The 26,725-nt window shown below is 44.5% G+C and carries 25 protein-coding genes; 4 read left to right on the top strand and 21 right to left on the bottom strand.

Annotated features, from left to right (window positions below):
• Positions 1–46 precede the first annotated feature (46 nt).
• From SM122_RS04245 to SM122_RS04255, 3 genes are all read right to left on the bottom strand, one after another.
• Complete coding sequence (locus SM122_RS04245; protein ID WP_324737826.1) at positions 47–3,277, bottom strand: pneumococcal-type histidine triad protein; 3,231 nt, start codon at positions 3,275–3,277, stop codon at positions 47–49.
• 7 nt (positions 3,278–3,284) lie between these two features.
• Complete coding sequence (locus tag SM122_RS04250) at positions 3,285–4,217, bottom strand: metal ABC transporter solute-binding protein, Zn/Mn family (RefSeq protein WP_155168850.1); 933 nt, start codon at positions 4,215–4,217, stop codon at positions 3,285–3,287.
• A gap of 344 nt (positions 4,218–4,561) precedes the next feature.
• Positions 4,562–5,824 carry a DUF6287 domain-containing protein gene (locus SM122_RS04255; RefSeq protein ID WP_155168848.1) on the bottom strand — a complete coding sequence of 421 codons (1,263 nt, stop codon included), beginning with the start codon at positions 5,822–5,824 and terminating at the stop codon, positions 4,562–4,564.
• A 248-nt stretch (positions 5,825–6,072) separates the two neighbouring features.
• On the opposite strand from SM122_RS04255, the gene SM122_RS04260 reads away from it, so the two are divergent.
• Together SM122_RS04260 and SM122_RS04265 are read left to right on the top strand one after the other, a co-directional pair.
• Positions 6,073–6,594 carry a DUF2975 domain-containing protein gene (locus SM122_RS04260; protein ID WP_155168846.1) on the top strand — a complete coding sequence of 174 codons (522 nt, stop codon included), beginning with the start codon at positions 6,073–6,075 and terminating at the stop codon, positions 6,592–6,594.
• 10 nt (positions 6,595–6,604) lie between these two features.
• Entirely contained in the window at positions 6,605–6,811 is a 207-nt protein-coding gene (locus SM122_RS04265) for a helix-turn-helix domain-containing protein (RefSeq protein WP_003006064.1), read from the top strand.
• 505 nt (positions 6,812–7,316) lie between these two features.
• On the opposite strand, the gene metG is transcribed toward SM122_RS04265, so the two are convergent.
• From metG to SM122_RS04355, 18 genes are all read right to left on the bottom strand, one after another.
• Complete coding sequence (gene metG / locus SM122_RS04270; protein WP_324737827.1) at positions 7,317–9,308, bottom strand: methionine--tRNA ligase; 1,992 nt, start codon at positions 9,306–9,308, stop codon at positions 7,317–7,319.
• A gap of 215 nt (positions 9,309–9,523) precedes the next feature.
• The gene (locus SM122_RS04275; RefSeq protein WP_003012031.1) at positions 9,524–10,216 is read right to left on the bottom strand and encodes a phosphoglycerate mutase; all 693 of its coding nucleotides are present in this window, start codon (positions 10,214–10,216) and stop codon (positions 9,524–9,526) included.
• A 144-nt stretch (positions 10,217–10,360) separates the two neighbouring features.
• Positions 10,361–10,807 carry a Fur family transcriptional regulator gene (locus SM122_RS04280; protein WP_003006041.1) on the bottom strand — a complete coding sequence of 149 codons (447 nt, stop codon included), beginning with the start codon at positions 10,805–10,807 and terminating at the stop codon, positions 10,361–10,363.
• Between the two features lie 464 nt (positions 10,808–11,271).
• A complete protein-coding gene (locus tag SM122_RS04285; protein ID WP_003006038.1) occupies positions 11,272–11,547 on the bottom strand; it encodes an HU family DNA-binding protein in 276 nt (91 codons plus the stop codon).
• A 110-nt stretch (positions 11,548–11,657) separates the two neighbouring features.
• On the bottom strand, positions 11,658–12,491 hold the full coding sequence (locus SM122_RS04290) for a DegV family protein (protein ID WP_070594395.1): 834 nt from the start codon (positions 12,489–12,491) through the stop codon (positions 11,658–11,660).
• Between the two features lie 89 nt (positions 12,492–12,580).
• The gene (locus SM122_RS04295) at positions 12,581–13,309 is read right to left on the bottom strand and encodes a metallophosphoesterase (protein ID WP_324737828.1); all 729 of its coding nucleotides are present in this window, start codon (positions 13,307–13,309) and stop codon (positions 12,581–12,583) included.
• 20 nt (positions 13,310–13,329) lie between these two features.
• Positions 13,330–14,988 carry a DNA repair protein RecN gene (recN, locus tag SM122_RS04300; protein ID WP_324737829.1) on the bottom strand — a complete coding sequence of 553 codons (1,659 nt, stop codon included), beginning with the start codon at positions 14,986–14,988 and terminating at the stop codon, positions 13,330–13,332.
• Between the two features lie 6 nt (positions 14,989–14,994).
• Positions 14,995–15,429 carry an arginine repressor gene (locus SM122_RS04305; protein WP_003006022.1) on the bottom strand — a complete coding sequence of 145 codons (435 nt, stop codon included), beginning with the start codon at positions 15,427–15,429 and terminating at the stop codon, positions 14,995–14,997.
• Positions 15,419–16,237 (bottom strand): TlyA family RNA methyltransferase, encoded by an 819-nt coding sequence (locus SM122_RS04310; RefSeq protein WP_324737830.1) that lies wholly within the window; start codon positions 16,235–16,237, stop codon positions 15,419–15,421. Before SM122_RS04310 ends, SM122_RS04305 begins: the two co-directional genes overlap by 11 nt.
• Positions 16,230–17,105 (bottom strand): polyprenyl synthetase family protein, encoded by an 876-nt coding sequence (locus tag SM122_RS04315; RefSeq protein ID WP_324737831.1) that lies wholly within the window; start codon positions 17,103–17,105, stop codon positions 16,230–16,232. Before SM122_RS04315 ends, SM122_RS04310 begins: the two co-directional genes overlap by 8 nt.
• Positions 17,102–17,314, bottom strand: coding sequence for an exodeoxyribonuclease VII small subunit (locus tag SM122_RS04320; RefSeq protein WP_003006013.1), 213 nt, complete (start codon positions 17,312–17,314; stop codon positions 17,102–17,104). Before SM122_RS04320 ends, SM122_RS04315 begins: the two co-directional genes overlap by 4 nt.
• Positions 17,292–18,632 (bottom strand): exodeoxyribonuclease VII large subunit, encoded by a 1,341-nt coding sequence (gene xseA / locus SM122_RS04325; protein ID WP_324737832.1) that lies wholly within the window; start codon positions 18,630–18,632, stop codon positions 17,292–17,294. The genes SM122_RS04320 and xseA overlap by 23 nt, the downstream gene beginning before the upstream one ends.
• A gap of 152 nt (positions 18,633–18,784) precedes the next feature.
• Positions 18,785–18,982, bottom strand: a complete 198-nt coding sequence (locus SM122_RS04330) for a type 2 periplasmic-binding domain-containing protein (protein ID WP_070589596.1) — start codon at positions 18,980–18,982, stop codon at positions 18,785–18,787.
• 74 nt (positions 18,983–19,056) lie between these two features.
• A complete protein-coding gene (locus SM122_RS04335) occupies positions 19,057–20,511 on the bottom strand; it encodes a glycoside hydrolase family 32 protein (RefSeq protein ID WP_324737833.1) in 1,455 nt (484 codons plus the stop codon).
• Between the two features lie 9 nt (positions 20,512–20,520).
• A complete protein-coding gene (locus SM122_RS04340) occupies positions 20,521–21,396 on the bottom strand; it encodes an NAD(P)H-hydrate dehydratase (protein ID WP_324737834.1) in 876 nt (291 codons plus the stop codon).
• A 52-nt stretch (positions 21,397–21,448) separates the two neighbouring features.
• Positions 21,449–22,222 (bottom strand): HAD-IIB family hydrolase, encoded by a 774-nt coding sequence (locus SM122_RS04345; protein ID WP_049487481.1) that lies wholly within the window; start codon positions 22,220–22,222, stop codon positions 21,449–21,451.
• Positions 22,223–22,235: 13 nt separating this feature from the next.
• The gene (locus SM122_RS04350; protein ID WP_041826248.1) at positions 22,236–23,090 is read right to left on the bottom strand and encodes a bifunctional methylenetetrahydrofolate dehydrogenase/methenyltetrahydrofolate cyclohydrolase; all 855 of its coding nucleotides are present in this window, start codon (positions 23,088–23,090) and stop codon (positions 22,236–22,238) included.
• 165 nt (positions 23,091–23,255) lie between these two features.
• Positions 23,256–23,486, bottom strand: coding sequence for a DUF1797 family protein (locus SM122_RS04355; RefSeq protein ID WP_003005989.1), 231 nt, complete (start codon positions 23,484–23,486; stop codon positions 23,256–23,258).
• A gap of 248 nt (positions 23,487–23,734) precedes the next feature.
• Here SM122_RS04355 and SM122_RS04360 point away from each other — a divergent pair, with 248 nt between their 5' ends.
• Entirely contained in the window at positions 23,735–25,993 is a 2,259-nt protein-coding gene (locus SM122_RS04360) for an ATP-dependent Clp protease ATP-binding subunit (RefSeq protein WP_324737835.1), read from the top strand.
• A gap of 264 nt (positions 25,994–26,257) precedes the next feature.
• Positions 26,258–26,707 carry an NUDIX hydrolase gene (locus SM122_RS04365; RefSeq protein ID WP_004219690.1) on the top strand — a complete coding sequence of 150 codons (450 nt, stop codon included), beginning with the start codon at positions 26,258–26,260 and terminating at the stop codon, positions 26,705–26,707.
• The last annotated feature ends 18 nt before the right edge of the window (positions 26,708–26,725 follow it).

Genomic DNA, 26,725 nt, shown 5'->3' on the forward strand with positions numbered 1-26,725 from the left:
GAACGCAAAAATCATCTGAAATGTCTTTCAGATGATTTTCTATTTTCTATTGGTCCTGAGAAGATAGAGCATCTGGCGTGCCTTCTTCTATGGAAGCTGGGCTTGCAAGCTCTGTTTCTGTCTCAGTTGTGGCAGGTTTGTTCCCTGCTGAAGCTGCTGCTTCTTTTTCTACCGGAGTTTCTGTAGCTACAGGCGTTTCGACCATGCTAGCTGGTTTCCCCGCTTCGCTTGCAGATGGCACTGCTGCTAACTCTGCCTGAAAGGCTTGGATAGCCTGTAGTAAGGCTGACTTGTCACTCTTTGGATTAGCCAATTGGTCAAAGAGAGCTTCTAAGCGGTCAAATACAGCATCACTAGCCCCCTTGTCCTGCAATTGTTGGTGTAGGGCCATCAATTGGTTATAGAGCTGTTGATAAAGGGCGACATCCCCAATCTGAGGCTCTTCTGTTTGCTTTTGTTTTTGCTTTTCAATGGTGTCACTGATTTCGCGTAACAGAGCTTGTCCACTTGCAATAGCCTTGTCTGGATCCGTCTCATTTCCAAGTTGAGCCAAACTTGCTTCAAAGGCAGTTCGTTTGGCCTGGTCTTCGACTTGTGGCAAGAGCGACTGGATTTGCTCTGATAGTGCTGTCAGGATGTTGGTTCGTTGACGGGATTCTGTCGCCTTGTCCAACTCTCCATACAAACCTTTGAGGAAATCATAAACCGCTACGTTGTAGGATGGGGTTTGACTTCCTTTTTGATCCAAAACTGTTTTTTCAATAGGATAGGTTTGGCCTTTTTCTTGGGAGAAGAGCTGGTCAATAGCTTGCTTAGTTTGGTAGAGCTCCATAAAGTGAGACTTGGAATCCCAAGCTTCTTCAAAGGCTTGAGCTCGGTAGAGCTTCAAGGCTAGATCTGCTGCCTTGGTGCGGAGTTCTGGTGTCAAGCGCGCATCGCTCAAGCTTTGGTAGAAATACTTGAGGTAGTCGACCGATGTCACACCCGTCCGATCTTGCATCTCCTGAACAGCTTCTAATAGCTTCCCTTCCTGCTCTAGACGCTTACTGTCCTTGGCAGCATAGGCTTCCTGCAGTTGAGAGACCAACTCTTCCTTCTTCAATTGGAAGGCTTCTGTGTCTAGCAAGCGCACTTGTTCCAGCAATTCTTGGTAACGACGATCTAGGGCTGTCTCTTCTTTTGGTTTGACCGCTTGGGTCGCATGAATGTACTGCTCATCAACCTGTTTGAGACTGGCTAGATAGCCCTCTGTTGAGTTACTTGGGAAGCTCTTGACATTTTCCAAGAAGTGGCCCAAGATCAGCTCAATCCGTCGTTGTTGCAATGGATCAGAAGCATAGAGACTGCGGCTTTCTGCTAAGAGCTGGTTGACCCTGTCCTCTACAACTTTCTTGTCCAAGTCTCCTTTTTTGTAAGGAGATTGGATGGTTGGAAGACGGTGGGCTAAGTAGTCTGCTAGTCCTGCTGAACGCACCTTGATGTAGTGGTTGTGATCGCCGTGCGGGATGACAAACTGACCATTTTCAATCTGGAGGCTATAAGGAGAAATCCCCGAACGAAGCGCTGTTGCATAGAGTTCATTGATAAAGTCTAGTTCAGGATTGCCAGTTTCAAGTGGGATGCGGACATGTTCCTTCCGAACGGCATAAGGATGGATGTGGGTCGGATCGTATTCTTGGTCTGGATTATTAAAGACAAAGAAACCATTGGAAATTTTAATGGCCTCGCGAGGGACACCGTAGGTCTTACTGATGTACTGGATCTTTTCCTCATCTGAGGCATCACGAGAATAGGTCGCAACATCATCTGTCAGGGGCTGACCCTTGTCTTCTTCTTTCTTACCAGTTAGAGTTGCCTCCGCTGCTGCAATCTCTTGAGGAGAGAGGTCCTTTTTATAGAAATAATGGGCATGGTTGCCATGAGCGACCATATAGCCTTCCTCGTCCTTGCTGATGACCTTGTCTGCGTGGAAACCATGATCGTGCTCCTCTTCGTGCTCGTGACTGTCGCCATGCTCATGATCATGCTCATGTTCAACTGGTCTTGTGCTTGGATTTGAAGGCAAGCTTGGACTTTCTTCTGTTGAACTATCAGTTCCTTGAGCACGAAGCAGTTGGAATTGCCGCGCCAGCTCACGCTCTAAAGGAGATAGGGAGCTGTATGGGATAAAGTGGAAATGATCCCCATGAGGGTAGACAATCCCTTGATCGGTCCACTTGGTAATCTTACTTGGATCAAAGACAGAACCATCAGACTCCACATGACGAGAAGACAACGGGGCTTTCTGCAATTCTTCGATCAAGTTGGTCAGGGTTAGACTCGGTTTAGAGTCAGCCGGTTTAGAAGTCGTTGGGGTTGTCTGTGTATTGCTTGGACTGGATGACGGCTGGTTGCTCGCTTGCTTCCCAAGGCTTGGAGAGGCTTGATCCGGAGTTCCTTGCTCTGTACTTGCTCCAGCTAGGTGTGAACCTCCTGCCTGATGGCCAGCTTGACCACCTAAGACAGAGAGAGCTGCTGCTAACTCTCCAGCAGATAAGGCACTCTTTGGAATAAAATGGAAATGGCCGCCATGGGGCACAATAAAGCCGTCCCCTGTATCTGAAATGACATCTCCAGGGCTAAAGACATAACCATCGTCCGTACGGTAGCCATCACCTGTATGGTTCTTAGCCGTCAGCATCTCTAGAGTCTTTCCTTCTTTCAGCGCTTGACTCGGTTGACGGAAGTCACGGGTCTTGCCTGCCTTGTGCGAGGAGCTCGCTTGCACCGCTCCCGTCTCTCCTTCTTCTTTGGTGCCTCCCTTTTGTTGTTGGGCGATCTCTTCGATCGAGCGCACATTAACTGTATGTTGGGCATCCTTTAAGTAGAGATAGTATTTCCCAGCGCGTTTGATGATATAGCCATCCTTGACCTTGCTCACGATATCTGCTTCTTGCAGCTGATAAGTTGGATCCCGCAAAATCAACTCTTCACTAAAGATGGCATCAAATGGGACCTTGCCGCTGTAGTAATGAAAATGATCCCCATGAGAAGTGACAAAGCCTTCATCTGTAATCTTGATGACAATCTGCTCTGCCTGGGTCTTTTCCTTGGCATTGACCGCTTCGATGCTGTCTTCCTTTTTACTGGAGGCAGACGATGACGATTTCTTGTCCGCTTGCAAATACTGAATCTGATTCTTTTTCTCTTCCTTGACTTGTGGTTGCTGACTGAGCGCATAGGCACAGAGTCCTAGCCCCAAAGTCGCTACAATTCCAATCGTTCCCTTTTTCTTCATTCTTGATTTACTCCTCTAATTCCTTGGCTAAAGTCGCCATATTTTCTTCTAAATTTTCTAATAGATCCTTATCATTTTGTGGATCAGCTTCCAGTGGATCCAGAACCTTAACACGCGCCCCTGTTGCCTTGGCGATACTATCTGCCACCTTTGACGACGTGTGCTTTTCCACAAAGATCGTTTTCACCTTGTAGTCTTTGACAAACTGCTGGATCTCGGCCAATTGCCGAGCGGTCGGTTCTTGCTCTGGGGATATCCCTGCAATCCCTAACTGCTTGAGACCAAAGCGTTTGGCCAGATAAGAAAAGGCCGTATGCTGGGTCACAAAAGTCTTTTGCTTGGCCTTGTCAAAGAGAGGCTGGTAGTGGGCTACTAGGTCCTCACAGCGCTTTTCAAGCTTTTGAGCATTGGCCTGATAGAGCTCCTTGTTCTTTGGATCGATCTCTCCCAAACGCTGGGCGATAACCTTTCCTTCCTCTGCAATTTTTACAGGATCCAACCAAGTATGCGGATCATACAAGTGCTTGGATTCTTTTCCCTGACCAGCATCGACATCCTCTAATCCAGCCACCTTATCAAGGGTCATTCCTTGGCTGCCTTCGATCACTCGCAACTTGGAACCTTGAAGATTGGGATCTAAGCGACCGGCCCAAGATTCCAGGGTCTGAGAATGATAGACAAATACATCCGCATCATAGATCTGGGCCACTTCCTTGGTTGAGGGTTCATAATCATGGATCCCTGCACCTGACTGAACCATCCAGATATCATTTTGATCGCCAGAGATTTCCTTGACCAGGGCATAGATGGGATAAAAACTCGTGACAATTTTAAGACCTTTTTTAGAAGGGGGCTTTGCATTTCCTTGACTAGCACAAGCTGTCAGCAGAAAGAAACTGAGGAACATGAGTCCCAGAACCTTCATTTTTCTCCTAATCATTCTTCACCTCTTTTTCATTTTTGTTAACTAGTTTATTAATCAGTTAATTAACTAGTTAATCATACTGCGAATCATTTGCTTTGTCAAGCTTTTTTTACATTTTTTCCCTTTTAATGTTAGGTGCGAGCATTTTACGAGATTCTACGAGCCTTCCTTGCAGAAAAAAAGAGGCTGGGACAAAAGTCCTAGTCTCTCAATTGTCTTTGGTTTGTCGAGCAAGACGCAGTGGTTGAGTGGGCTCTACTACGCTGATTTCCTCAGCTTTTACAGCCCTACTCAACTGTGCGGAGGTGGGACGACGAAATCGAATTCTAACGAATGACCGATTTCTGTCCCACTCTCTTTTATTGACGGTAGAAATATTGATCAGCTGGGTAGTTTCCTGCAGATTGCGTGAGCACCAGACGTGGCTTGCTGGTGTCAGACTGGTCTCCATCCGGATTTTGGAAACCGATTTTCAGAAGTCCAATCGCAGCACCAGTCTCACCCATCTTCATCTCAACATAAGGGATCTTGCTCTTCTTATCCGAGTCCGCAACAGCCTTGAGGCTACCTTGGCCCTTGACTTTTCCGTCTGCTTGGATGACGATTTCAGCACCCTTGCCATTGCGCCAGGTTCCAGCTAAGCTAGAGAAGTCGCCTCCGTTAATGGCCGCAATATCCAAGTCTTTCTCTTTTTTCGGTTGTGGGTATGCTTTCCACCACTCTAGATGATAATCCCGGTAGGCCGCATCCCCAAAGAGAATCCGACGTTCTTGGGAAGCTACTCCATCAGGACCTGTCACACCCGCTGGGATTAAGTACAAGGTTTGCTCTTGCCCTTGGATCGCAGTCCCATTTGCCCCAGTGAAATAAACTTCATAATAGCCTTTTCGCTTCTTGGGCTCTTTTTCTTTATTGAACAAGTAACTTGCCCGAGTGCCTCCACTCCAGAAAGTCCAGCCAGTCTCCCCATTTACAATACTTGGAAAGGCATTGGTCTTGTTTTGGTAATATTCTTCTGGAGTATAGCCATAAAGTTTAAAACCGGAATCGGCGATTTCCTTTTCATAGGTATCATTGGAATAAGCACCTTCAAACGGTGAGAGATTGCCATCAAGGACGACATCATTTGGATCTGTCGATTTGAAAAAATCCTCTCGATTGGCAAAGACCATCTCGTGGTAGGGATTTTTATCAGACATGGTGACCGTGATCAAAGGCTTCTTATCTGTCTTGTATTTGAAGACACGAACAGTGACTGTAAAGTCTGTATTGCCATCGGACTTTTTCATCTTGCCTGTCGAAACTTTGTTAGACCCTTCGACCTTCCAATCCGTACTAAATTCAGCGGATACCTTGCCGTCAGCCGTTTGGTAATCGATCTTCCAGGCCTTGCCCTTTTTCTCGATTTTGGCTTCATCCCGTTCATTAGAGACATAGTCACCACTCAAGTCAATGGCTTTTTCCTTTGGCTTGGTGACCTTCTTGCTGGTCTGCTTAAATTCCTTTTGATGGTCTGGTTGGATGTTGGAACTAGAGTAGAGATAGACTCCACCGATCAGAACAGCTGCTCCGACCAGCCCCAGAATCGGTACCAGGTATTTTTTCTTCCACTTAAGATTCATTTTACTACCTCCATGGAATAAGATCTTTACACTAGTATACCCTAAATCGAAAGTATAGTAAAATTCCCCTCTATGTAGTGGTTTTCCAGGCTTGAACTGACTAGTTTGAGCAGAGAATACCTGTTTCTCAAAAATTATATTTTGTTTATCATTATTTTTTTATCGTTTTTCGATACTTTTTTATTGACTAATTTTTTATAAGGAGTATACTATAAGTGAAAAATAAATAAACTTCAAGGAGGCTTGCGATGAAAAACTCAAAAACCTTAAAAAATGTCATTGAAGTCTTAACGGCTTTCATTTACTTCTGTGGCTTTATGACCCTGGCTGCACTGGTCGTCCACCTGCTTTCCCGCATGGGGCTTTTCAAAGATCTCATTCAATCAGGTCGCTTGTCCTTTGATGCGAATGGCATCCAGCTCTTTCCCAAACATCCACAACCTCTCTGGCAGCTGCTCTTCCCACTAGCCTCAAGCGCTATCTATATTTACCTTCTCATCACCATTCGCAACTTCCTCCAAAATCTCTACCAAGAAAAGATCTTTTCTCACTCTAACATTGATCTTTGCAACCGAGCTTGGAAGATTCTCTTGGTCTTGTCCTTTATGTCTGGCACACTTGAAACCAGTGGAAATGCTTATCTCCTTCCCTTCACTTTCCAATTTACCTTTAACACAGGGCTTCTCCTTGCCGTTCCAATCGTCTGGGTCTCTGGCAAGATTCTGGAGAGAGGTATTGAGATTGCTGAAGAAAATGAGCTAACCATTTAAGGAGGGTGCCATGATTATCGTCAATCTAGATGTCATGCTAGCCAAGCGAAAGATGAAATCCAACGAGCTAGCCGACAAAATCGGCATCACCACAGCCAACCTCTCCATCCTCAAAACCGGCAAGGCCAAAGCCATCCGCTTCACCACCCTTGAAGCCATCTGCAAAGAACTCGACTGCCAGCCAGGAGATATCCTAGAATACCGGCCGGATGAATAGGAAAATATAATTTGAGACCTTCCTTGGGTGAGGACGGACGGTAGCGAATCCCTTTGGGATTCCATACCTAAGATTTGAGCCTACTGTCTCAAATCTCCCGAAAGTCTGAAATGATACCGTTTCAGACTCTTTTCTCACTGCGGAAGTCTCCATTAATATCCATTACTAATAGGACTCAAATACCATCCTTGTAAAACTCAATGATGGGAACTATATCAATACAAGAAAAGCACTCCCGCGGGAGTGCTTGAGAGCGTATACAATTTGTTTTTCCTTACAAATCAAATTAATTTTATAAAAATCAAAAAATTTATTCGTTAGAATTATTCAATCATCTACTGAAACTTTCCGCCGTGAGAAAAGTGCTAGAAACAATTGTGTTTCTAGCACTCGGGAGTTTTGGAACCTAGGGTCCAAAACTAAGTCATGGAACTTCTTCGAAGTTCGCTGACGTCCGTACTCACCTAAGGAAAGTTTTTTAGATGATTTTTTCTTTTTCTATCGTTTAGCCGATGATGCTTCCATTTGGAACAGATGGATCAACTGTTAAGACTGTTAATTGATCTCCGTGTTCTGCGGAAAGAATCATGCCTTGGCTGACATATTTCTTCATCATCTTACGTGGTTTAAGGTTGGCCACGATTTGAAGTTTTTTACCGACCAATTCTTGTTCATTTGGATAGAATTTCGCGATACCAGAGAGGATTTGACGGTCTTCGCCATCTCCTGCGTCTAGGCGGAAGCGAAGCAGTTTGTCTGATCCTTCGACGCGTTCCACTTCTTTGACTTCTGCTACACGGATTTCAACCTTGTCAAAGTCTTCAAATTTGATCTCGTCTTTTTCAGACTTGAGTTCCACTTCTTCTGGAATCCATTCTTTTTCTTTTGGTTTTCCAGCAGTCATTTGAGATTGGATGTAGGCAATTTCTTCTTCCATGTCGAGACGTGGGAAGATTGGAGTTCCTTTGGCAACCACTGTGACATTTTCAGGGAAACCTGCTAGGGTCAAGTTTTCAAGATCGAAGTCCAAGCCCAAGCCAAGTTGTTCCATGATGGCATTTGAGGTGTTCATCATGAATGGTTGGATCAAGTGAGCCACAACACGAAGGCTAGCCGCTAAGTGAGCCATGACCGCTGCCAATTGTTCCTTGTCCCCATCTTCTTTAGCGAGGACCCAAGGAGCAGTCTCATCGATGTACTTATTGGTCCGAGAGATGATGTTCCATACGGCTTCCAAAGCGCGTGGGTAATCAACCGCGTTCATTTGCTTGTGGTATTCTGCGATGTTTTCTTCAACTACCTTAGCCAAATCTGCATCAAATGCAGTGACATTTTCCACATAAGCTGGAACTTGACCACCAAAGTATTTGTTAATCATGGCTACCGTCCGGTTAAGGAGGTTTCCAAGGTCATTGGCCAATTCATAGTTGATACGAGCCACGTAGTCTTCTGGTGTGAAGGTCCCATCAGAACCAACTGGAAGGCTACGCATGAGGTAGTAACGGAGTGGATCCAAGCCGAAGCGTTCCACCAACATTTCTGGATAGATGGCATTCCCTTTAGACTTCGACATCTTGCCGTCTTTCATGACAAACCAACCATGGGCAATCAAGCGTTCTGGCAATTTGATATCCAACATCATTAGAAGGATTGGCCAGTAGATCGAGTGGAAACGAAGGATGTCTTTTCCAACCATGTGGAAGACGGTTCCGTTCCAGAATTTATCAAAGTTTTCATGATCTTCTTGACCGTAACCAAGAGCCGTCACATAGTTGAGAAGGGCATCAATCCATACATAGACCACGTGTTTTGGATTAGATGGAACTGGGACTCCCCAAGTAAAGGTAGTCCGAGATACTGCCAAATCTTCCAAGCCTGGCTCGATGAAGTTTTTCAACATTTCATTGAGACGACCATCTGGCGTGATGAAATCTGGTTGGGATTTGAAAAATTCAACCAAGCGGTCTTGGTATTTGCTGAGACGAAGGAAATAAGATTCTTCAGAAACCCATTCTACTTCGTGGCCTGATGGGGCTACCCCACCGATGACCTTGCCATTCTCATCACGGTAAACCTCAGCCAATTGGCTTTCTGTAAAGAACTCCTCATCAGAGACTGAATACCAGCCAGAGTACTCACCCAAGTAGATGTCATCTTGTGCCAGCAAGCGTTCAAAGACCTGGGCCACCACTTTTTCATGGTAGTCGTCTGTCGTACGGATGAATTTATCATATGAGATATCGAGTAATTGCCAGAGTTCTTTCACTCCAACGGCCATCCCATCTACATAAGCTTGCGGCGTGATCCCAGCTTCTTCTGCTTTCTGCTGGATCTTTTGACCGTGCTCATCAAGACCAGTCAGGTAGAACACATCGTAGTTCATCATACGTTTGTAACGCGCCAAGACGTCACAGGCGATCGTTGTGTATGCTGAACCAATATGCAATTTACCAGATGGGTAATAGATAGGGGTTGTGATGTAGAATGATTTTGTCATGTTTCTTTTCCTTTCAGGGCTAATGGAACCCAATTTAGTAACACTCTATTATAACATTTTTAGGAGACCCTGAAAACCCAAAACCAGCTAGGAGCTTGGAAAGACAAGCAAAAAAGCTGACCGAAGTCAGCTTTCTATGATTGATAACGAATCACGTTATAATTGCCTCGCTTTTGCGTTTTCAGGCTCGGGATAAAAATATCCACTGGATATTTTTATTTTCCAAGATAGTATTCTTTTACAACGTTCAATTTTTCGTCAAATTCGAATACCAATGGTGGGAAGTTAGGGATTTCCACATCCATGATTTCGTCGTCTGACAATTGTTTGATATGTTTTACAAGAGCACGGATTGAGTTACCGTGTGCTCCTACGAATACGTTTTTACCGTCTTTAAGAGCTGGAGCGATTTTATCTTCCCAGAATGGAAGGGCGCGTTCCAAAGTCACTTTCAAGTTTTCAGCATCTGGAATCACTGAATCGTCAAGTGAAGCATAACGACGGTCAGTGTGTGCTGAGTGTTCATCATCACGGTCCATTGCAGGAGGCAATACATCGTATGAACGACGCCAGATGTGAACTTGTTCATCACCAAATTGTTCAGCAGCTTCTGCTTTGTTTTTACCAGTCAAACCACCGTAGTGACGTTCGTTCAAGCGCCATGATTTTTCAACTGGGACCCACAATTGGTCAGAAGCTTCAAGCGCAAGGTTTGTTGTTTTGATCGCACGTTTCAATACTGAAGTGTATGCTTGGTCAAATTCGATACCAGCTTCTTTGATCAATTTACCAGCGTCGATCGCTTGTTGTGTACCTTTTTCAGACAAATCAACATCAGCCCAACCAGTGAAAAGGTTAGCTTTGTTCCATTCAGACTCACCGTGGCGAGCAAAAACCAATTTTACCATTAGATGGATCTCCTTTTTATTCTCCGAGGTTTCCCCCGTTTATCTATTTTATTCTACTAGATTTTCAGTAAAAAATCTAGTGGCGACCATAGAAAAGTGCAATTTCTCACAAAAAAGAGCCTGACAGCTCTGATTTCTCTCACATTAATTTTTCTGACAGTCAGGGCAAATGCCATAGACGGTCATCTGGGTCTTGGTGATCTGGTAGCCACTTTGACTGGCTGCTTCTTCGCGCAGATCTGGGACTTCAATGTCCACATCTGCGATACGGCCACATTTTTCACACACCACATTCAAATGGTCATGCCCCATGAAATCAAAATAGGTCGTGGTATCATTGCGAACCTTGATCTCAGAAACAACACCCTCATCAATTAAAACCTTGATATTGTTGTAGACAGTTGCTAGACTCATGCTTGGAAACTGAGGCAATAAATCACGATAGATCTTCTCAGCGCTTGGATGTTCATGACTCGCCACTAAATAGGAAAGAACTGCTCTGCGGGTATCGGTAATCCGAATGCCCTTGGCACGCAAATTTTGCAAGACTTCTTCCACGCGCTCTTCTTCATGACGATGCAATGCGTTCACTATGATTCCCCCTTTCCAATATGATTTAATCGATTCGTTACCCTTATTATATCATGTTTCAAAATAAATCACTATTTAGAATGCTTTTAATTAAAAAAAATGTCCGGGGGACATTTTTTTCATGAGCCTGAAAACCGAAAAGCGAGTTTATGTCCAGTGGACATTGATTCACGAGCCTGAAAATGGAAAAGCGAGTCTAATCTTCTCTCAACCGATCCAACTGGTCATCCAGCGCACGGTCCCTAGGATCATTTTGACCACGAGGATCATAAAGCAAAATTCCAGTACGAACCACAGCCCTTTCAATAGATACAAAATAGGTCGGATAAACAACAAGGCAAAGAGGCCTAAAATGAATCGCATGGTCTTTTCTCTCTTTCTTTTTTCCTATTATACCCTTATCCTATAGAGCTGTCCAACAAAAAAACCATCCTAGAAATCTAGGATGGCTTTTCAAAATGCAATTATTTAACTGCTTCTTTAAGAGCTTTACCAGCTTTGAATGCTGGAACTTTAGAAGCTGCGATTTTGATTTCTTTACCAGTTTGTGGGTTGCGACCTTTACGAGCTGCACGTTCACGAACTTCGAAGTTACCGAAACCGATCAATTGAACTTTTTCACCTTTTGAAAGGTATTCTGAAACTGCTGCGAATACAGCATCAACAGCTGCTGCTGAATCTTTCTTAGTCAATTCTGTAGCTTCTGCCACTTTTGCGATCAAATCTTGTTTGTTAGCCATTTAACAAATCCTCCAATTTTTTTTAGGCTTTACGCCTTAACAGTACTATAATATCTAAAAAAAGCCTTTAGGTCAAGTACTAAACCTGTTTTTTCAAACTTTTATTCAGCTTATTCGTAGCGTACCAAAACTGCAAATGCATTCTCACCTGTATGAGTTTGGATAATCGATCCAGTTTCGAGAACTGGGATTGCTTTTTCAACGAGCGATTGCAACTGAGCCTTCATTTCATTGGCCCATTCTGGTGTCCCTGCGTAAGAAATCCCGATCTCAGCCACCTTACTATGGGAAAGTTTCTCTACCAATTCATCCAACCATTTCTTAAAGGTCTTGTTTCCACGGCCCTTGACGATTGGTTCCAACTGATGGTCCTTCATTTGCATCACCACACGGATGTTAAGAAGCGAGCTCAAAAGTCCGGTAACACGGCCAATCCGACCACCTTTAACCAGATTTTCCAAGGTAGATACGCCGATATACAACTCTGTCTTTTCTTTAACTTCTTCAATGCGGGCCAAGACAGTGTCTAAATCAGCTCCTTCTTTGGCCAACTTGGCTGCTTCAACGACTTGGAACTTCATGGCTTGGTCTGTAAAGCCACTATCAATCACAGTCACTTCTGCTCCTGACAAGGTTGCTCCTTGACGTGCCGCCTCTACTGTTCCTGACAAGGCATGAGACATATGAATCGAAACGATATGAGCTCCGTCTGCTGCTAACTTTTCATAAATCTCCGCAAAGACTCCAACGGGTGGTTGGCTGGTCTTTGGAAGATTTTTGCTAGACTGCATTAAGCGCAAGAAGTCCCCTTCGCCCAACTCACTGTCGGAATAAAGGACTCCATCCACCATAACAGAAAGTGGCACAATGGTAATGCCATATTCTTCAACCACTTCAGGTTCAATTGTAATAGATGAGTCTGTAACTATTTTAATATTTGCCATATATTTCTATACTCTTCCTAAGAATGTTCTGCTTTCATTATATCAAAAAACACGGGTTTTTGCAGTGAAAGATAACTAGTTCGGCTCCCTTAATCATCTGCAGCAGAAAAACCTGTATTGTGAAGGACATGGTCTTGGACAATTCCTTGATCATCCAAGAGCAACCCATGGAGAACCCCTCCATAAACAGCGCCCCCATCGACACCCATTTTTTGATCTGAAATCCAAAGATTTTCGGTACCGACTGGCTCATTGAGCAGTCCATAGACTGGTGTATGGCCAAAGACGATCCATTTGCCTGTATGATTCTCCGCTTCATGGAATGGTTTTCGGATCCAAACTTTTTGGTAATCACTGGTTTCTCGCCAATTTTCAAGGCTTAGATCCACACCAGCGTGAACAAAGTAATAGGTCTCTGTCTCGTAGTCAAAAGGCAAACTGCGGATGAAGGCCACCAATTCAGGAACAGTGCTCTCTATTGCTTGCGCATCTGCAACCCCATCTACAGGAGCATCGAGCGGGCGTCCCAATAGAGAATTAATGGTCGTATCGCCACCATTTCTTCGGTAGTGGTCATAACGTTCTTCTGGATTGTCCAACCAAGCTAAAAACATGTACTCGTGGTTCCCGGAAAGGCAAACAGCTCCGTGATGGTCTACGTAGTCTTTTACGATCTCAATCGATCGTTTGCTGTTTTCGCCTCGATCTATCAAATCCCCTAAAAAGACCAATTGAGCTTTTCCGTCCCACTCTGTCATGAGCTCTTCTAGCATTTGTGCTTTCCCGTGAATATCTCCGACTACAAAGTATGTTGACATGGTTATAAACCTTCTTTCTCTTAACGCTTGAGAAGTTGCTCTGCCTGTTGACGGGCAGCTTCCGTTAGATCCTCTCCTGCCAGCATCTTAGCAATTTCTTCGATTCGTTCTTCTCTATTGAGCAAACGCACAGTAGATACAGTTGAGTGTTCATCACTGATTTTCTCAATATAGAATTGATAATCTGCTGCAGCGATGACTTGAGGCAGGTGAGAAATGGCAAGCACTTGGCCATTTTGACCAATCTTATGAATTTTCGCTGCGATGGCTTGGGCCACGCGCCCAGAGACTCCTGTATCCACCTCGTCAAAGACGATACTGGTTTTTCCTTCTTTTCGAGAAAAAGCAGACTTAATGGCCAACATCAAGCGTGACAATTCTCCGCCGGATGCTACCTTGACAAGAGGTTTAAAGTCCTCACCTGGGTTGGTCGAAATGTAAAATTCGACAGCTTCATTTCCCTCACGATTAAACTTAGCCTTGCTAAAACGCACTTGAAAACGCGCCTTGTCCATGTAGAGATCTGCCAATTCTTGCTGGATTTCATTTTCCAAAGCTTGAGCCAGAGTATGCCGCTGATCACTCAAATCTTGAGCCAAGGTGACCAAACTCTTTTCCAAACGTTTCAGTTCTTTTTCCAAGTCCTCAGACGAGAGGTCACTTCCGGTGAGGAGGCTATATTCTTTGGTGATTTGCGCCAGGTATTCCAAGACGTCCTTGACTTGGCCACCATACTTGCGAGTGATGGAGTGGATCAAATCCAAACGCGATTCCACCTGCATGAGACGATTGCCATCAAACTCCAGACCATCGACCACATCTTCTAAGCGCTTGGTAATATCCTCAAGGGCATAGAAGGTTTCCAATAACTGGCTTGAGAGCTCTTTGTAGCTGGGATCATATTCTTCGATACTTTCCAGATCATTCATGGCTGAGCGAACATTGGAGAGGCTCGAAAATTCTTCTGCATCCAGCATGGTATAGGCATTGGTTAAGGTATCTGCAATCATCTTGTGGTTGAGCAGGCGTTGGCGTTCTTGCTCCAGACGCAGGTCCTCATCCACTTCCAAGGCAGCTGCCTCAATCTCTGCAATTTGAAACTCCAACATCTCAATACGGGCCTTGTTTTCCTGCTGGTTGCGCTGAAGTTCCACTACTTGTTTGCGCAAGCGTTTGTAGTCTTCGAAGGTCTGACGATAAGCATCTTTGGTTTGGAAAAAGGCTGCATCCCCAAATTCATCCAGCATAGCGATATGCAATTGGGGGCGCATGAGTTCTTCCTGATCATGCTGGCCATGGATGTCCACCAAATGTTGACCGACTGCCTTTAAGACAGATAAATTCACCATCTGACCATTGATCCGGCTGACACTTCGTCCATTTTGCAAGATTTCTCGGCGAATGATCAATTCATCGGTCCACTCTAGTCCTTGTTCTTCAAAGAGAGCCGTCAAGTGGCGATTGCTCTCAATGGTGAAGAGCCCTTCGATTTCCGCTTTTGGGGCTCCATGTCGAATGACGTCCGTCGTTGCGCGGCTTCCCAGCATCATGTTCATGGCATCGATGATGATGGATTTCCCTGCACCTGTTTCCCCTGTCAGTACCGTCATTCCCTTTTCGAAATTTAAGGAAATCTCTTCGATAATGGCAAAGTTCTTAATCGAAATTTCTAATAGCATAGGCTCTTACCACCCAAAAATTGATTTGAGGATGTTCTCTGCTTCTGGAGCTGAATAGGCGATCAGTAAGATCGTGTCATCATCTGCAACAATACTAAAGATATGCTCCTTATAAATCTCCCGCAAGCGACGTTTAACTAAAGGAGCTGTCCCTGGAACCATGGTGAAATTGACATATTCTCCCATGCGACGATGAGACAAGATATTGCTTTCAATCATCCCAATCCCTTGGTGGTGCTTACGTGGCAATTCATAGACATAGGTCATGTCTTTCAGAGGGCGTTTTACGATGCCCAATTCTTTGATATCCCGTGACACCGTCGCTTGAGTTGCTGAGATGCCTTCTTCTTTCAAATGTTCGACGATCTCTTCTTGCGTCCCCACTTCATGATCGCGAATGAAGCGACGAATTTTTTCTAATCTGATATTCTTACTCTTCATGTTTAAATTCCTTGTGTGCCAGCTCCACAACAGCCTCCAGCTGCTCTGTAGTCGGCTTTGTTTTCTCTTCTTTTTTTTCTAGATACATCAAAAATTCGATGTTGCCATGGCCTCCTTGGATAGGGGAATAATCCACTCCCATCACGGAAAAGCCATGTGTTCCTGCAAAAGCAACGACCTTTTCCAGAACGGCTAAATGAATCTTAGGATCCTTAATGATCCCATTTTTCCCGATCTGTTCGCGTCCTGCCTCAAACTGAGGTTTCACCAAGGCCACGACTTGTCCATTATCTGCCAAAATCCGGTGAAGGGCTGGCAGAATCAAGTCCAAGGAAATAAAGCTGACATCGATACTCGCAAAGCTCGGTGTCGCTTCAAAATCATCTGGCTCGGCATAGCGGAAATTGAACTGTTCCATCGAGACCACCCGAGGATCATTGCGCAATTTCCAGGCCAACTGATTGGTCCCGACATCCACCGAAAAGACCTGGCTGGCTCCGTTTTGCAGCATGACATCTGTAAAGCCACCTGTAGAAGCTCCAATATCAATCGCAATTTTATCCTCTACAGATAAACCGAATTGGTTCAGGGCTTTTTCTAATTTAAGACCGCCCCGGCTGACATATTTGAGCTTTTCGCCCTTTAATTTCAACTCGGTTGCTTCATCAATTTTTTCACCCGGTTTATCGAAGCGCTCACCATTGATAACGGCAACGACAAGACCTGCCATCACCCCTCTTTTGGCTTGTTCGCGGGTATCAAATAGGCCTTGTTTATAGGCTAATACATCCACTCTTTCCTTAGCCATCTATTCGTAATCCTTCTATTAATTTCTTGATCGCTCGCGGATCAAAGTCACAAGCACTTGTAATCTGATCCAACAAGTCCTCGCAAGCGTCTAATTCACTTGTCAGCAAAGCTTTTGATTCTTCCAATCCCAACAGGGCTGGATAGGTCGATTTTTCAGCTACTAAGTCCTTTTGAGGAGTCTTCCCCAAAGCTTCAAAATCAGCTACCAAATCCAAAATATCATCCCGCACTTGAAAAGCCAGGCCTAATTTTTTCCCGATTTTTTCTAAGAGCTGAGCAATGTCTGCTTGCAACTCTAACATCAAACCTGCTGCGATGAAAGGATAGGCAAGGAGGCGTCCTGTCTTATTGGCATGGATAGTCTGCAACTCTGCTAGCGTGAGCTGTTTGTGTTCCCCTTCCATATCAAGGACTTGGCCAGCTACCATTCCACGACTACCGGAAGCATCTGACAATTCAAGAATCAAAGAGACCTTGACCGCATCTGGAAGGGCACTCGCAGCTATCATCCCAAAGGGATCGAGAAAAAGCGCATCCCCTGCTAAAATTGCCAGGTCTTCTCCGAATTTCTTATGATTGGTCAATTGCCCCCGACGGTAATCATCATTGTCCATGGCAGGCAGATCATCATGAATAAGGCTTCCTGTATGGATCATCTCCAAAGCTCCTGCCACTTGAAAGTGAGCCTCCGTCAATTCCAGTCCAAAGGCCTCTAACAATTCTAGAAGGAGCATGGGGCGCAGGCGTTTTCCGCCTGCCTGGATCGAATACAGGACCGACTCCACTAAATGGGGGGCGACGGCTTTCTCCTCATAAAAAGAGCGAACTGCTTGCTCTACTCTATTTCGTTTTTCTTCTTGTCTCATGCTAGATCCGCTTCAGTACCATCTGCCTGCATGACCTTGACCAAGGTTTTCTCTGCTTGATCCAAGGTATCTTGCAATTCTTTTGACAACTTCATTCCTTTTTGAAATTCTGTAATGGCTTCTTCAAGAGCCACATCCCCACTTTCCAATTTTTGGACGATGGCTTCCAAATCTGCTAAATTTTCTTCAAATTTCTTTTCTTTCGACATGTTTTACCTCTACTTCTAACTGGCCATCTCTCATGATGAGTGACAGCGGGTCCCCTTCTGTTACTTTTGCAACCGAATCTAGTACCTGATCCCCTTCCTTAACCATGGCATAGCCACGCGCAATAATCCGACTAGTATCGAGCATCAAGAGGGCTTCTGATAAGCCTTGCACCTTGATTTTTTGCTCTTTTAAAACTTGTTCCATTCGGTTGGTTAAGATTCTCTTATCTTGGAGCAGGCGATCTTGGTAGCGCTCGATGCGATGCAAAGGAGACATGGCTTCTAGGCGATGACGCAGACCTTGCAGCTGATTGGCCCCTTGGCCATAAGCATCCCGCATCCCTTGTTTCAATCGCAATTGCAACTGGTCAATCTTTTGCAGGTAGCCATCATAGAGTCTTTCAGGCTGTCTAAAAATGACCGATTGACTTAATTTGGCCAAGCGTTCACGATTATAGGCCAAGCGATTGGACATGGCTGTTGCCATGCGATTTTCCTGCTTTTGTAAATGGGACAAGAGATCCAATTTGGTTACTGGAGTGGCCAATTCAGCAGCGGCTGTCGGAGTAGCGGCTCGTCTGTCTGCTACAAAATCGGCTAGAGTCGTATCTGTCTCATGTCCAACACTGGAGATAATCGGAATCCGCGATTCAAAGATGGCTCGCACCACCGCTTCTTCATTAAAGGCCCAGAGGTCTTCAATCGAACCACCCCCACGACCGATAATCAAGACATCCAAATCATCCCGTTGGTTGGCTCTTTGAATATTAGCAACCACCTCACTAGATGCGCCTTCACCCTGAACCTTGGTCGGGTAGAGCACAATCTCTACACCAGGGAAGCGTCGGCTCACCGTTGTGATAATATCGCGAATCACGGCCCCACTTTGACTGGTGATGACCCCAATCTTTCTTGGAAATTGTGGCAGAGCTTGCTTCCACCGATCCTGAAACAGCCCTTCTTCGGTCAACTTTTTCTTGAGTTGTTCAAATTGGATGGCCAAGGCCCCTACCCCATCTGGCTCAGCCTTTTCAATGACAATGGAATAACTCCCGCTTGGCTCATAGAGCTGAATGCGACCGATGACGTTGATCTTCATGCCTTCTTCCAGCTCAAAACCAAAGCTTCGATAAACCCCAGCCCAGACCGTCGCCTGAATAACCGCTTTTTCATCCTTTAATGAAAAATACTGGTGGTTGGGGCGTTTTCGGAAATTGGAGACCTGCCCTGTCAGATAAACCCTTTCCAAATAGGGATCCTTATCAAATTTTAATTTCAAATATTTGGTCAAACTTGATACGGATAAATAGTTGGACATAGGAACTCCTTTCTGCAGAATATGATCAAGTTTAATTATACCAAAAAACGCCAAAAAAGGCTGGCAGACAAAGCGAAATCATGAATTTCCTTTCTCTACAAGCCTCATTTTATTCAAGACACTTTCTATTTGTCTGTTTGACACCAGCTTCCTTATTTTTCACACTTCTCCAACCGTTCAATAAAGGAGCTAAGAAGCGCTTGGGGTTCCCCTTCATTTGGATAGGCATAACTAATATAGAAGACTGTTTTTTCCTCTTCAACCAGCGGAATTTTGACAAGATTTGGATATTCTGGGAAGAGAGTCAGATCGGTCATGAGACCAATTCCCAAATTTTCTTCGATGAACACAAATCCTATTTAGGATACAACAAAAAGACAAGTCATAGGACTTGTCTTTTATTCTTTAGGAGGCTATTGATTTTCTATTTTTGATAGGTTTTCACGACCCAATCAACCCCTTCATCTGCCGTGAGAGTATAGACGGGATTCTCAGTCGTTTCATAAAAAGTCATCGAGAGAGTTTTACCATCCACGAATACTTCGATGGAGTTGGTATCGCGAATGATCGAAAAATGATGATCTTTTTCAGCATCCAACTGAATCCATCTCGATTGAAATGCTGGATTTTCTTTTCCAGAAATTGGGTGCCCAAATTGGTCTCGACTTAAGCTAAAGCGTTTTTGAGAGGCGTCGTAACTCAATTGCAAGACACTATCAGGATCAGTTTCATCACCATAACCTAGGATAAAGGAGCGACCCGGTTTGGCATTTAGTTCAAACAAGGTTTGTTTCCCTTTCGCTGGGATCGTGATCTGATTGGCCTTAACAATGGTTTCTGACGCATGCTCTACAAGAAAGTGTTCTTTCACTGACTCAGGTAACCCCTGAACCAATCGTCCGTTTTTCAGAGACAATTTTCTTGGAAGAGTCATACTACCTGCCCACCCATGAGCTAAATCATGACTGGGGATAGACCGGTGCCACATTTGCATCCAGGCAACCATGTATCGTTCGCCATTTGGTCCTTGACAAGTTTGAGGGGCATAGAAATCCAAACCGCCATCGATTTCATCATAGGAATCGACATGAAAGCGCCCTGTTTCCCAATTCATGTCACCGATAAAGGCAACCGTCGAATTTAAGTTCCAGTATTTTTCTTGCTGCCTTTCCATTTCAATGGGAGACAGGATCAAGACCCATTTGCCATCTAAAGGGAAGAAATCGGGACACTCCCACATAATCCCTTGCCCTTTTTCACCTTCTAAAAGAACTGATGTAAAGGTCCAATCTACTAGATTACTTGATGCAAATAGGAGAATTTGACCTCTCTCATCCGGTGTCTTAGAAGCAACGACAGCGTAATAGCTTCCTTGGTATTCAAATACTTTAGGATCACGAAAATCTGCAATATCTGCAATCCCCTCAATATGGTGAGAATGGATCACTGGATTAGTGGGGATTTTTTCAAAGGTAATGCCATCTGTCGAAACCGCAAGACACTGAGTCTCTTCGCGCTTTTCCTCATCGTCTACATGACCAGTATACAGCAAATAGAGCTTGTCATCTTTCACAATAGCACTACCCGAGAAACAACCATCCTTATCATAGCTTTCACTTGGTGCTAAAGCTACTGGCAATTCTTCCCAATGGAGAAGATCTTTTGATTTGGCATGCCCCCAATGCATGGGCCCCCAAACACTATCATAGGGATAGAATTGGTAAAACAAATGGTATTCCCCATGGAAATAAACAAAGCCATTTGGATCGTTCATCCAGCCGATTGGAGGTAGCAAATGAAATGCTCCTCTATATTGCTGGTTAACCCTCTCCCTGTTTTCATCGATATACTGATTTGCTTTTCGAATGCTTTCCTTCATCTTTTTTACCTATTTTCTATTTTCAGTGCTGGTAACCTGATCTTTGTCACTCCACTTTTTCATCCATTTGGGAATTTCTTGGCTAATGGTCGTGGGTAGAACCACATAGGCCTCCTTGCTCAAGTCCTCAGCAATGGCTGAATGGAGATAGGTCGCAACCACCACGCGCTCATAGAGACTGACCTGTGGGAATTGACCCGCAAATCCTGCGATCATCCCTGCCAAGGTATCTCCCATACCCCCTGTTGCTTGATAGGGACCACCAACATCTAGCTGATAGCCCTCTTCTTGCCCACTTGTCCAAATGCGGGTGTGAGGCCCTTTTTCTACAATGACAGTCCCTTGAGGAAAGTTCTGTACTGCTCTTCGACTCTTGTCTTTAGTCTGGCTTGCAAGATCAATCCCTGACAGTTTTTCCCATTCTTTTTGATGAGGGGTAAAGACCAACTGAGCTTCTGGCAGGTCAAACTGAGAGGCTGTAAAAAGACTGATAGCTCCTCCATCTAATATCAAGACCTGCTGGCTAGAGACTTGTTCAAAAATCATGTGCAAGATTGCTTGGTTTTCTCTTGCTTCCTTTAAGCCCGGTCCTACGAGAATCACGCTAGCTTTTTGGAGCTGCTCACAAAGGAGTTCGTGATCTGCCAAATCAAAGCCCATAGCTTCAGGAAGATGGCTATGAAGGGCTGTCAGATTATCAGGATCTGTTGCTACAGTAACCAGCCCCGCACCACTATGAACCGCAGCAAGCGCCGCCATAATGATGGCTCCCCCATAGGGGTAAGTCCCCCCAATCAAGAGCAGGCGACCAAAATCTCCCTTATAAGAATTCACCTCTCGCTTTGCAATGACACGTTGGATCTCTTCTTTCTGAACTGTTTTCATACCTTCCTCATTTCTAGCGAAAAAGGAGAAGCCACGACTCCCCCTCCATCTTTTATTTTCCTCTGAATTCTGCGAAGACTTGCAAGATCTTAGCAGCCACAGCTTGTGGTTGATTTTGTTTGGCTACCAATTGATCATCCGCATAAGGCTGAAGGGCTGGAAAATCACCAATCTGAACTGCATAAAGAGCTTTTTCAAAGAGCTCGATATCATTTTGATCATTGCCAAAAGCCACGAAATTCTCTCCACAGAGTTCTTCTACGGTTGTCGCTTTATGCGTGTCTGCTGGATTGAGATAGATGCATTTTTCATGCGCATGATAGCGGATATGGGCCTTGTCTGTCTTTTCAATCCGCTCGATGATCTCATCCACGAGCTCCTCATGGCCACCCATATAGATCACGACCTTAATCGGATCTGTCAGCTCCTCTAAAGACCGATACTGGGCTTTCTTGAGGGGATCTACATTCGCAACAAAAGGAATCTTTTCCAAAATCTGTCCGCTATAATCAAAGGTATCATCCACAAAAAATGGTAGATTGTAATGGCGACAAAAGCCAAGGACTTCCCGATACACATCCTTGTCCAATTGTTCCTCATATACCAATTGCCCCTGGCGATAGGCCAATCCACCATTTAAGCCTATCACGAGTTGCTGACTCAATGGATCTCCTAAAAGGCCCAAGCAGTCCCGGTAAGAACGTGCAGAAGCAAAGGCAACTTCATGACCAAATTCTTCTGCTCTCAATAAGACCTGTTTGATTTCATCATCGATTGTGACACCATCGAATGAAAGGGTTCCATCTAAATCAAATACAAACTTCATCTTGTTCACACTTTCATTTTTTTAAGGCACGAACAGCTGCTTCGTAGGTCTGCTCCATCAGCATTGTGACGGTCATAGGCCCAACCCCTCCTGGTACCGGAGTAATATGACTGGCCAAAGGGGCAACGGAGTCAAAATCGACATCCCCACACAATTTGCCATTCTCATCGCGATTCATTCCGACGTCAATAACGACGGCACCTTCTTTCACGAAGTCTGCTGTTACAAATTTCGCACGACCGATCGCAACAACCAAGATATCTGCTCTTCTAGCAATTTTAGGCAGATGATGGGTCCGGGAATGGGTCAAGGTTACCGTCGCATTTTTGGCGAGGAGCAACTGCGCCATTGGTTTTCCAACGATATTGGAACGACCAATCACGACTGCTCGCTTCCCTTCTAGATCAATCCCGTACTCTTTGAACATCTCCATGATGCCAGCGGGGGTCGATGGCACCATAATAGGATTTCCAGCCCACAAGCGCCCCATATTCAATGGATGAAAGCCATCCACATCTTTTGCCGGGTCAATCGCTAAAAGGACTGCATCCGCATCGATATGCTTAGGCAGTGGCAACTGCACCAAAATCCCATGCCAAAGGGGATCCTGATTGTAGTGTTCGATCACTTCTAATAATTCAGCTTGGCTGATGCTTTCAGGAAGTCGTCTCACTTCACTCCGAAAGCCTGCCGCAATAGCAGAACGCTCTTTATTTCTTACATAGATTTTGCTAGCTGGATTATCTCCTACCACGATGACAACGAGGCCAGGCACAACTCCTGTCTCTTCTTTTAATCGTGCTGTTTTCTCTGCAATCTCACCCTGTAATTTTGTAGCGAGCGCCTTCCCATCAATGAGTGTCGTCATATCAATTCTCTTTCTAGTCAAGTAATGAAAATAGTCCTCTCTATTATAGCAGATTTCAACTCTCAAACCTAACTGTTCCTAATTAGAATTTCTTATAGACGAAAACTATAGCCAGATGGACAAAAAATGAGCTTGAGACCACCCCAAACTCATCCACACAGCTGCTTAGTAAAGCAATTCATAAATTTCCATTGCAATTAAATCAATGCTATCAAATGTATAGGTTTCACGCGCTTCAACATCACGAAGTGTAAAGGTTGAACCTTCTTCTTCATTGTGGTTGTAGGCTACTTCAGCGACAACAACACCGTCACGTTCAAAATTACGTTTTAAGTTTCCACCGTCTTTTGTCATCGTCTCCAAACGGTTGATAATCCGTACTAAATGTGATTCCATTTTATTTCTCCTCTTTACTTTCTACTCTCCTATTTTATCATAAAAGAGAAAGCTCTTCCAATAAAAATTCACATTTTTCCATTGATTTGCTTTCTTCAGTATTCCTAAGCGACATTTCGTAGCAAATTCTTGCAAACTTCTAGAATACTGATATAATGAAACTATAAATCTTTGACTATTTTTGACCTTTTAAAAATAGGCTCGTCTCTTGATGGAAGACCATCAAAAACCTACTGTGAGGTATGTATATGCTTTGTCAAAATTGTAAAATAAATGAATCAACCATCCATTTATATACAAATGTAAATGGACGTCAGCAGCAAGTAGACCTCTGTCAAAATTGCTATAAAATTATGAAAACAGACCCAAATAACAGCTTTTTGAAAGGCATGACCCAACGGAGCCAACTGACTGGAGATCCCTTCGAAGATTTCTTCAATAACCTTGGAAACTTCCAAAGTCCACAAGAACCTCAAACACCTCCAACTCAATCTGGAGGCAGTTATGGAGGTGGCGGTTACGGCCAAAACAATAACCGTAGCGGCAATCAAGACCCACGTCAAGCTCGCCCTCAAAAGCCTAAAGGACTATTAGAAGAATTCGGTATCAATGTCACAGAAATTGCCCGCAAAGGGGATATTGACCCTGTCATCGGCCGTGATGAAGAAATTATCCGTGTCATCGAAATTCTCAACCGTCGAACCAAGAACAATCCGGTTCTGATCGGAGAACCTGGGGTCGGAAAAACTGCCGTTGTGGAAGGCTTGGCCCAAAAAATCGTCGACGGAGACGTTCCTCATAAATTGCAAGGAAAAGAAGTCATCCGCCTGGACGTCGTTAGCCTCGTTCAAGGCACAGGTATTCGTGGTCAATTCGAAGAACGCATGCAAAAATTAATGGATGAAATTCGTCAACGTGAAGATGTGATTCTTTTCATCGATGAAATCCATGAAATTGTTGGCGCAGGATCTGCTGGCGAAGGCAATATGGACGCTGGAAATATCCTCAAACCAGCCTTGGCGCGTGGAGAACTCCAATTAGTCGGTGCTACTACCCTCAATGAATACCGTATCATTGAAAAAGATGCAGCCTTGGAACGTCGGATGCAGCCCGTTAAGGTCGATGAGCCAACGGTTGAAGAAACCATCACCATCCTCAAGGGCATCCAGAAAAAATACGAAGACTACCACCACGTCCACTATACAGACGGGGCCATCGAAGCGGCAGCTATTCTTTCAAACCGCTACATCCAAGATCGCTTCCTGCCAGACAAGGCCATTGATTTGTTGGATGAAGCGGGATCTAAGATGAACCTGACCCTAAACTTTGTGGATCCAAAAGTGATCGACCAGCGCTTGATTGAAGCGGAAAACCTCAAAGCCCAAGCGACACGCGAAGAAGACTTTGAAAAAGCAGCCTACTTCCGCGACCAAATCGCGAAATACAAGGAAATGCAAGGTCAACATGTCACCGATCAGGAAACCCCTGTCATCAGCGAAAAAACGATTGAACACATCGTTGAACAAAAGACCAATATTCCTGTTGGTGATTTGAAAGAAAAAGAACAGTCTCAATTGATCAATCTGGCTTCTGATTTGAAAGCCCATGTGATCGGTCAAGATGATGCTGTTGATAAAATTGCGAAAGCCATTCGACGCAATCGTGTCGGCCTAGGATCGCCTAACCGTCCAATCGGAAGCTTCCTCTTTGTCGGACCAACCGGTGTCGGGAAGACCGAATTGTCTAAACAATTGGCGATCGAGCTCTTTGGCTCTTCAGATAATATGATCCGCTTTGATATGAGCGAATACATGGAAAAACATAGCGTAGCGAAACTAGTCGGAGCTCCTCCGGGCTATGTTGGCTACGATGAAGCTGGACAACTAACGGAAAAGGTTCGTCGCAATCCATACTCCCTCGTGTTGTTGGATGAAGTGGAAAAAGCCCATCCAGATGTCATGCACATGTTCTTGCAAGTCTTGGATGATGGCCGTTTGACAGATGGTCAAGGCCGTACCGTCAGCTTCAAAGATACCATTATCATCATGACCTCTAATGCTGGAACCGGCAAAGCTGAGGCCAATGTTGGTTTTGGAGCGGCTCGAGAAGGACGCACCAACTCTGTACTTGGAGAACTCGGTAACTTCTTTAGTCCCGAATTCATGAACCGTTTTGATGGCATCATTGAATTCCAACCTCTATCAAAAGAAAATCTGCTTCAAATCGTTACCCTCATGCTCGATGAAGTCAATCAACGTCTCGCACAAAATGAGATTCATCTGGACGTGACAGAGAAGGTCAAAGAAAAATTGGTCGATCTGGGATACGATCCAAAAATGGGGGCCCGCCCACTCCGTCGTACCATCCAAGACCATATCGAAGATGCCATTACCGATTATTACCTGGAACATCCAAGTGAAAAACAACTCAAAGCCGTCTTGACCAGCAATGGGAAAATCTCTATCAAGTCTGCTCACAAACCAGTTGAACAGACTTCAGAATCATAATCAGTAAATGTACATTCAGAGACTGGGACAGAAATCGGTAATTCGTTAGAATTCGATTTCGTCGTCCCACCTCCGCACAGTTGAGTAGGGCTGTAAAAGCTGATGAAATCAGCGTAGTAGAGCCCACTCAACCACTGCGTCTTGCTCGACAATCCAAAAATAATTGAGAGGCTAGGACTTTTGTCCCAGTCTCTTTCTTTTTTTCCTCCAGATTTTTGCTAAAAAATATGTTATAATAATGAAAAAATAAGAAAAGAGAAAACCATGACCATTCCTAGTTTTGGTGATAAGAAACAAGACGTGACCTACGTCAATCGCTATGGTGTCTACGCTGTTATTCCCAATAAGGACCAGGATCAGATCATCCTCGTTCAAGCTCCTAATGGAGCCTGGTTCTTGCCCGGCGGGGAAATCGAGGCAGGTGAAGATCACTTGCAAGCTCTGAAACGGGAACTGATCGAAGAATTAGGTTTTACCGCTGTTTTAGGACAATACTATGGCCAAGCAGATGAGTATTTCTATTCCAGTCATCGCGACACCTACTACTACAATCCTGCCTATATTTATGAAGTAGTGGATTATACAGAGGCTCAAAAACCACTGGAAGATTTTAACAATCTTGCTTGGTTTCCTGTAGATGAAGCCATTGAAAAACTCAAACGTGGCAGTCACAAATGGGGCATTGAACAGTGGAAAAATACCCACAAAAAATAAAGGGATTCTTTCACAAAA

Source organism: Streptococcus gingivalis, from assembly GCF_035544715.1.
Lineage (GTDB): Bacteria > Bacillota > Bacilli > Lactobacillales > Streptococcaceae > Streptococcus > Streptococcus gingivalis.

Bases quoted from the DNA above. Each gene is read 5' to 3' on its own strand.
- SM122_RS04360 (WP_324737835.1), top strand. From the start codon at position 23,735: ATGCTTTGTCAAAATTGTAAAATAAATGAATCAACCATCCATTTATAT.
- SM122_RS04295 (WP_324737828.1), bottom strand. From the start codon at position 13,309: ATGTCAACATACTTTGTAGTCGGAGATATTCACGGGAAAGCACAAATG.
- metG (WP_324737827.1), bottom strand. From the start codon at position 9,308: ATGACAAAATCATTCTACATCACAACCCCTATCTATTACCCATCTGGT.
- SM122_RS04275 (WP_003012031.1), bottom strand. From the start codon at position 10,216: ATGGTAAAATTGGTTTTTGCTCGCCACGGTGAGTCTGAATGGAACAAA.
- SM122_RS04285 (WP_003006038.1), bottom strand. From the start codon at position 11,547: ATGGCTAACAAACAAGATTTGATCGCAAAAGTGGCAGAAGCTACAGAA.
- SM122_RS04350 (WP_041826248.1), bottom strand. From the start codon at position 23,090: ATGACGACACTCATTGATGGGAAGGCGCTCGCTACAAAATTACAGGGT.
- SM122_RS04310 (WP_324737830.1), bottom strand. From the start codon at position 16,237: ATGGCTAAGGAAAGAGTGGATGTATTAGCCTATAAACAAGGCCTATTT.
- xseA (WP_324737832.1), bottom strand. From the start codon at position 18,632: ATGTCCAACTATTTATCCGTATCAAGTTTGACCAAATATTTGAAATTA.
- SM122_RS04250 (WP_155168850.1), bottom strand. From the start codon at position 4,217: ATGATTAGGAGAAAAATGAAGGTTCTGGGACTCATGTTCCTCAGTTTC.
- SM122_RS04320 (WP_003006013.1), bottom strand. From the start codon at position 17,314: ATGTCGAAAGAAAAGAAATTTGAAGAAAATTTAGCAGATTTGGAAGCC.
- SM122_RS04265 (WP_003006064.1), top strand. From the start codon at position 6,605: ATGATTATCGTCAATCTAGATGTCATGCTAGCCAAGCGAAAGATGAAA.
- SM122_RS04315 (WP_324737831.1), bottom strand. From the start codon at position 17,105: ATGAGACAAGAAGAAAAACGAAATAGAGTAGAGCAAGCAGTTCGCTCT.
- SM122_RS04255 (WP_155168848.1), bottom strand. From the start codon at position 5,824: ATGAATCTTAAGTGGAAGAAAAAATACCTGGTACCGATTCTGGGGCTG.
- SM122_RS04260 (WP_155168846.1), top strand. From the start codon at position 6,073: ATGAAAAACTCAAAAACCTTAAAAAATGTCATTGAAGTCTTAACGGCT.
- recN (WP_324737829.1), bottom strand. From the start codon at position 14,988: ATGCTATTAGAAATTTCGATTAAGAACTTTGCCATTATCGAAGAGATT.
- SM122_RS04290 (WP_070594395.1), bottom strand. From the start codon at position 12,491: ATGGCAAATATTAAAATAGTTACAGACTCATCTATTACAATTGAACCT.
- SM122_RS04305 (WP_003006022.1), bottom strand. From the start codon at position 15,429: ATGAAGAGTAAGAATATCAGATTAGAAAAAATTCGTCGCTTCATTCGC.
- SM122_RS04340 (WP_324737834.1), bottom strand. From the start codon at position 21,396: ATGAAAACAGTTCAGAAAGAAGAGATCCAACGTGTCATTGCAAAGCGA.
- SM122_RS04245 (WP_324737826.1), bottom strand. From the start codon at position 3,277: ATGAAGAAAAAGGGAACGATTGGAATTGTAGCGACTTTGGGGCTAGGA.
- SM122_RS04335 (WP_324737833.1), bottom strand. From the start codon at position 20,511: ATGAAGGAAAGCATTCGAAAAGCAAATCAGTATATCGATGAAAACAGG.
- SM122_RS04365 (WP_004219690.1), top strand. From the start codon at position 26,258: ATGACCATTCCTAGTTTTGGTGATAAGAAACAAGACGTGACCTACGTC.
- SM122_RS04355 (WP_003005989.1), bottom strand. From the start codon at position 23,486: ATGGAATCACATTTAGTACGGATTATCAACCGTTTGGAGACGATGACA.
- SM122_RS04345 (WP_049487481.1), bottom strand. From the start codon at position 22,222: ATGAAGTTTGTATTTGATTTAGATGGAACCCTTTCATTCGATGGTGTC.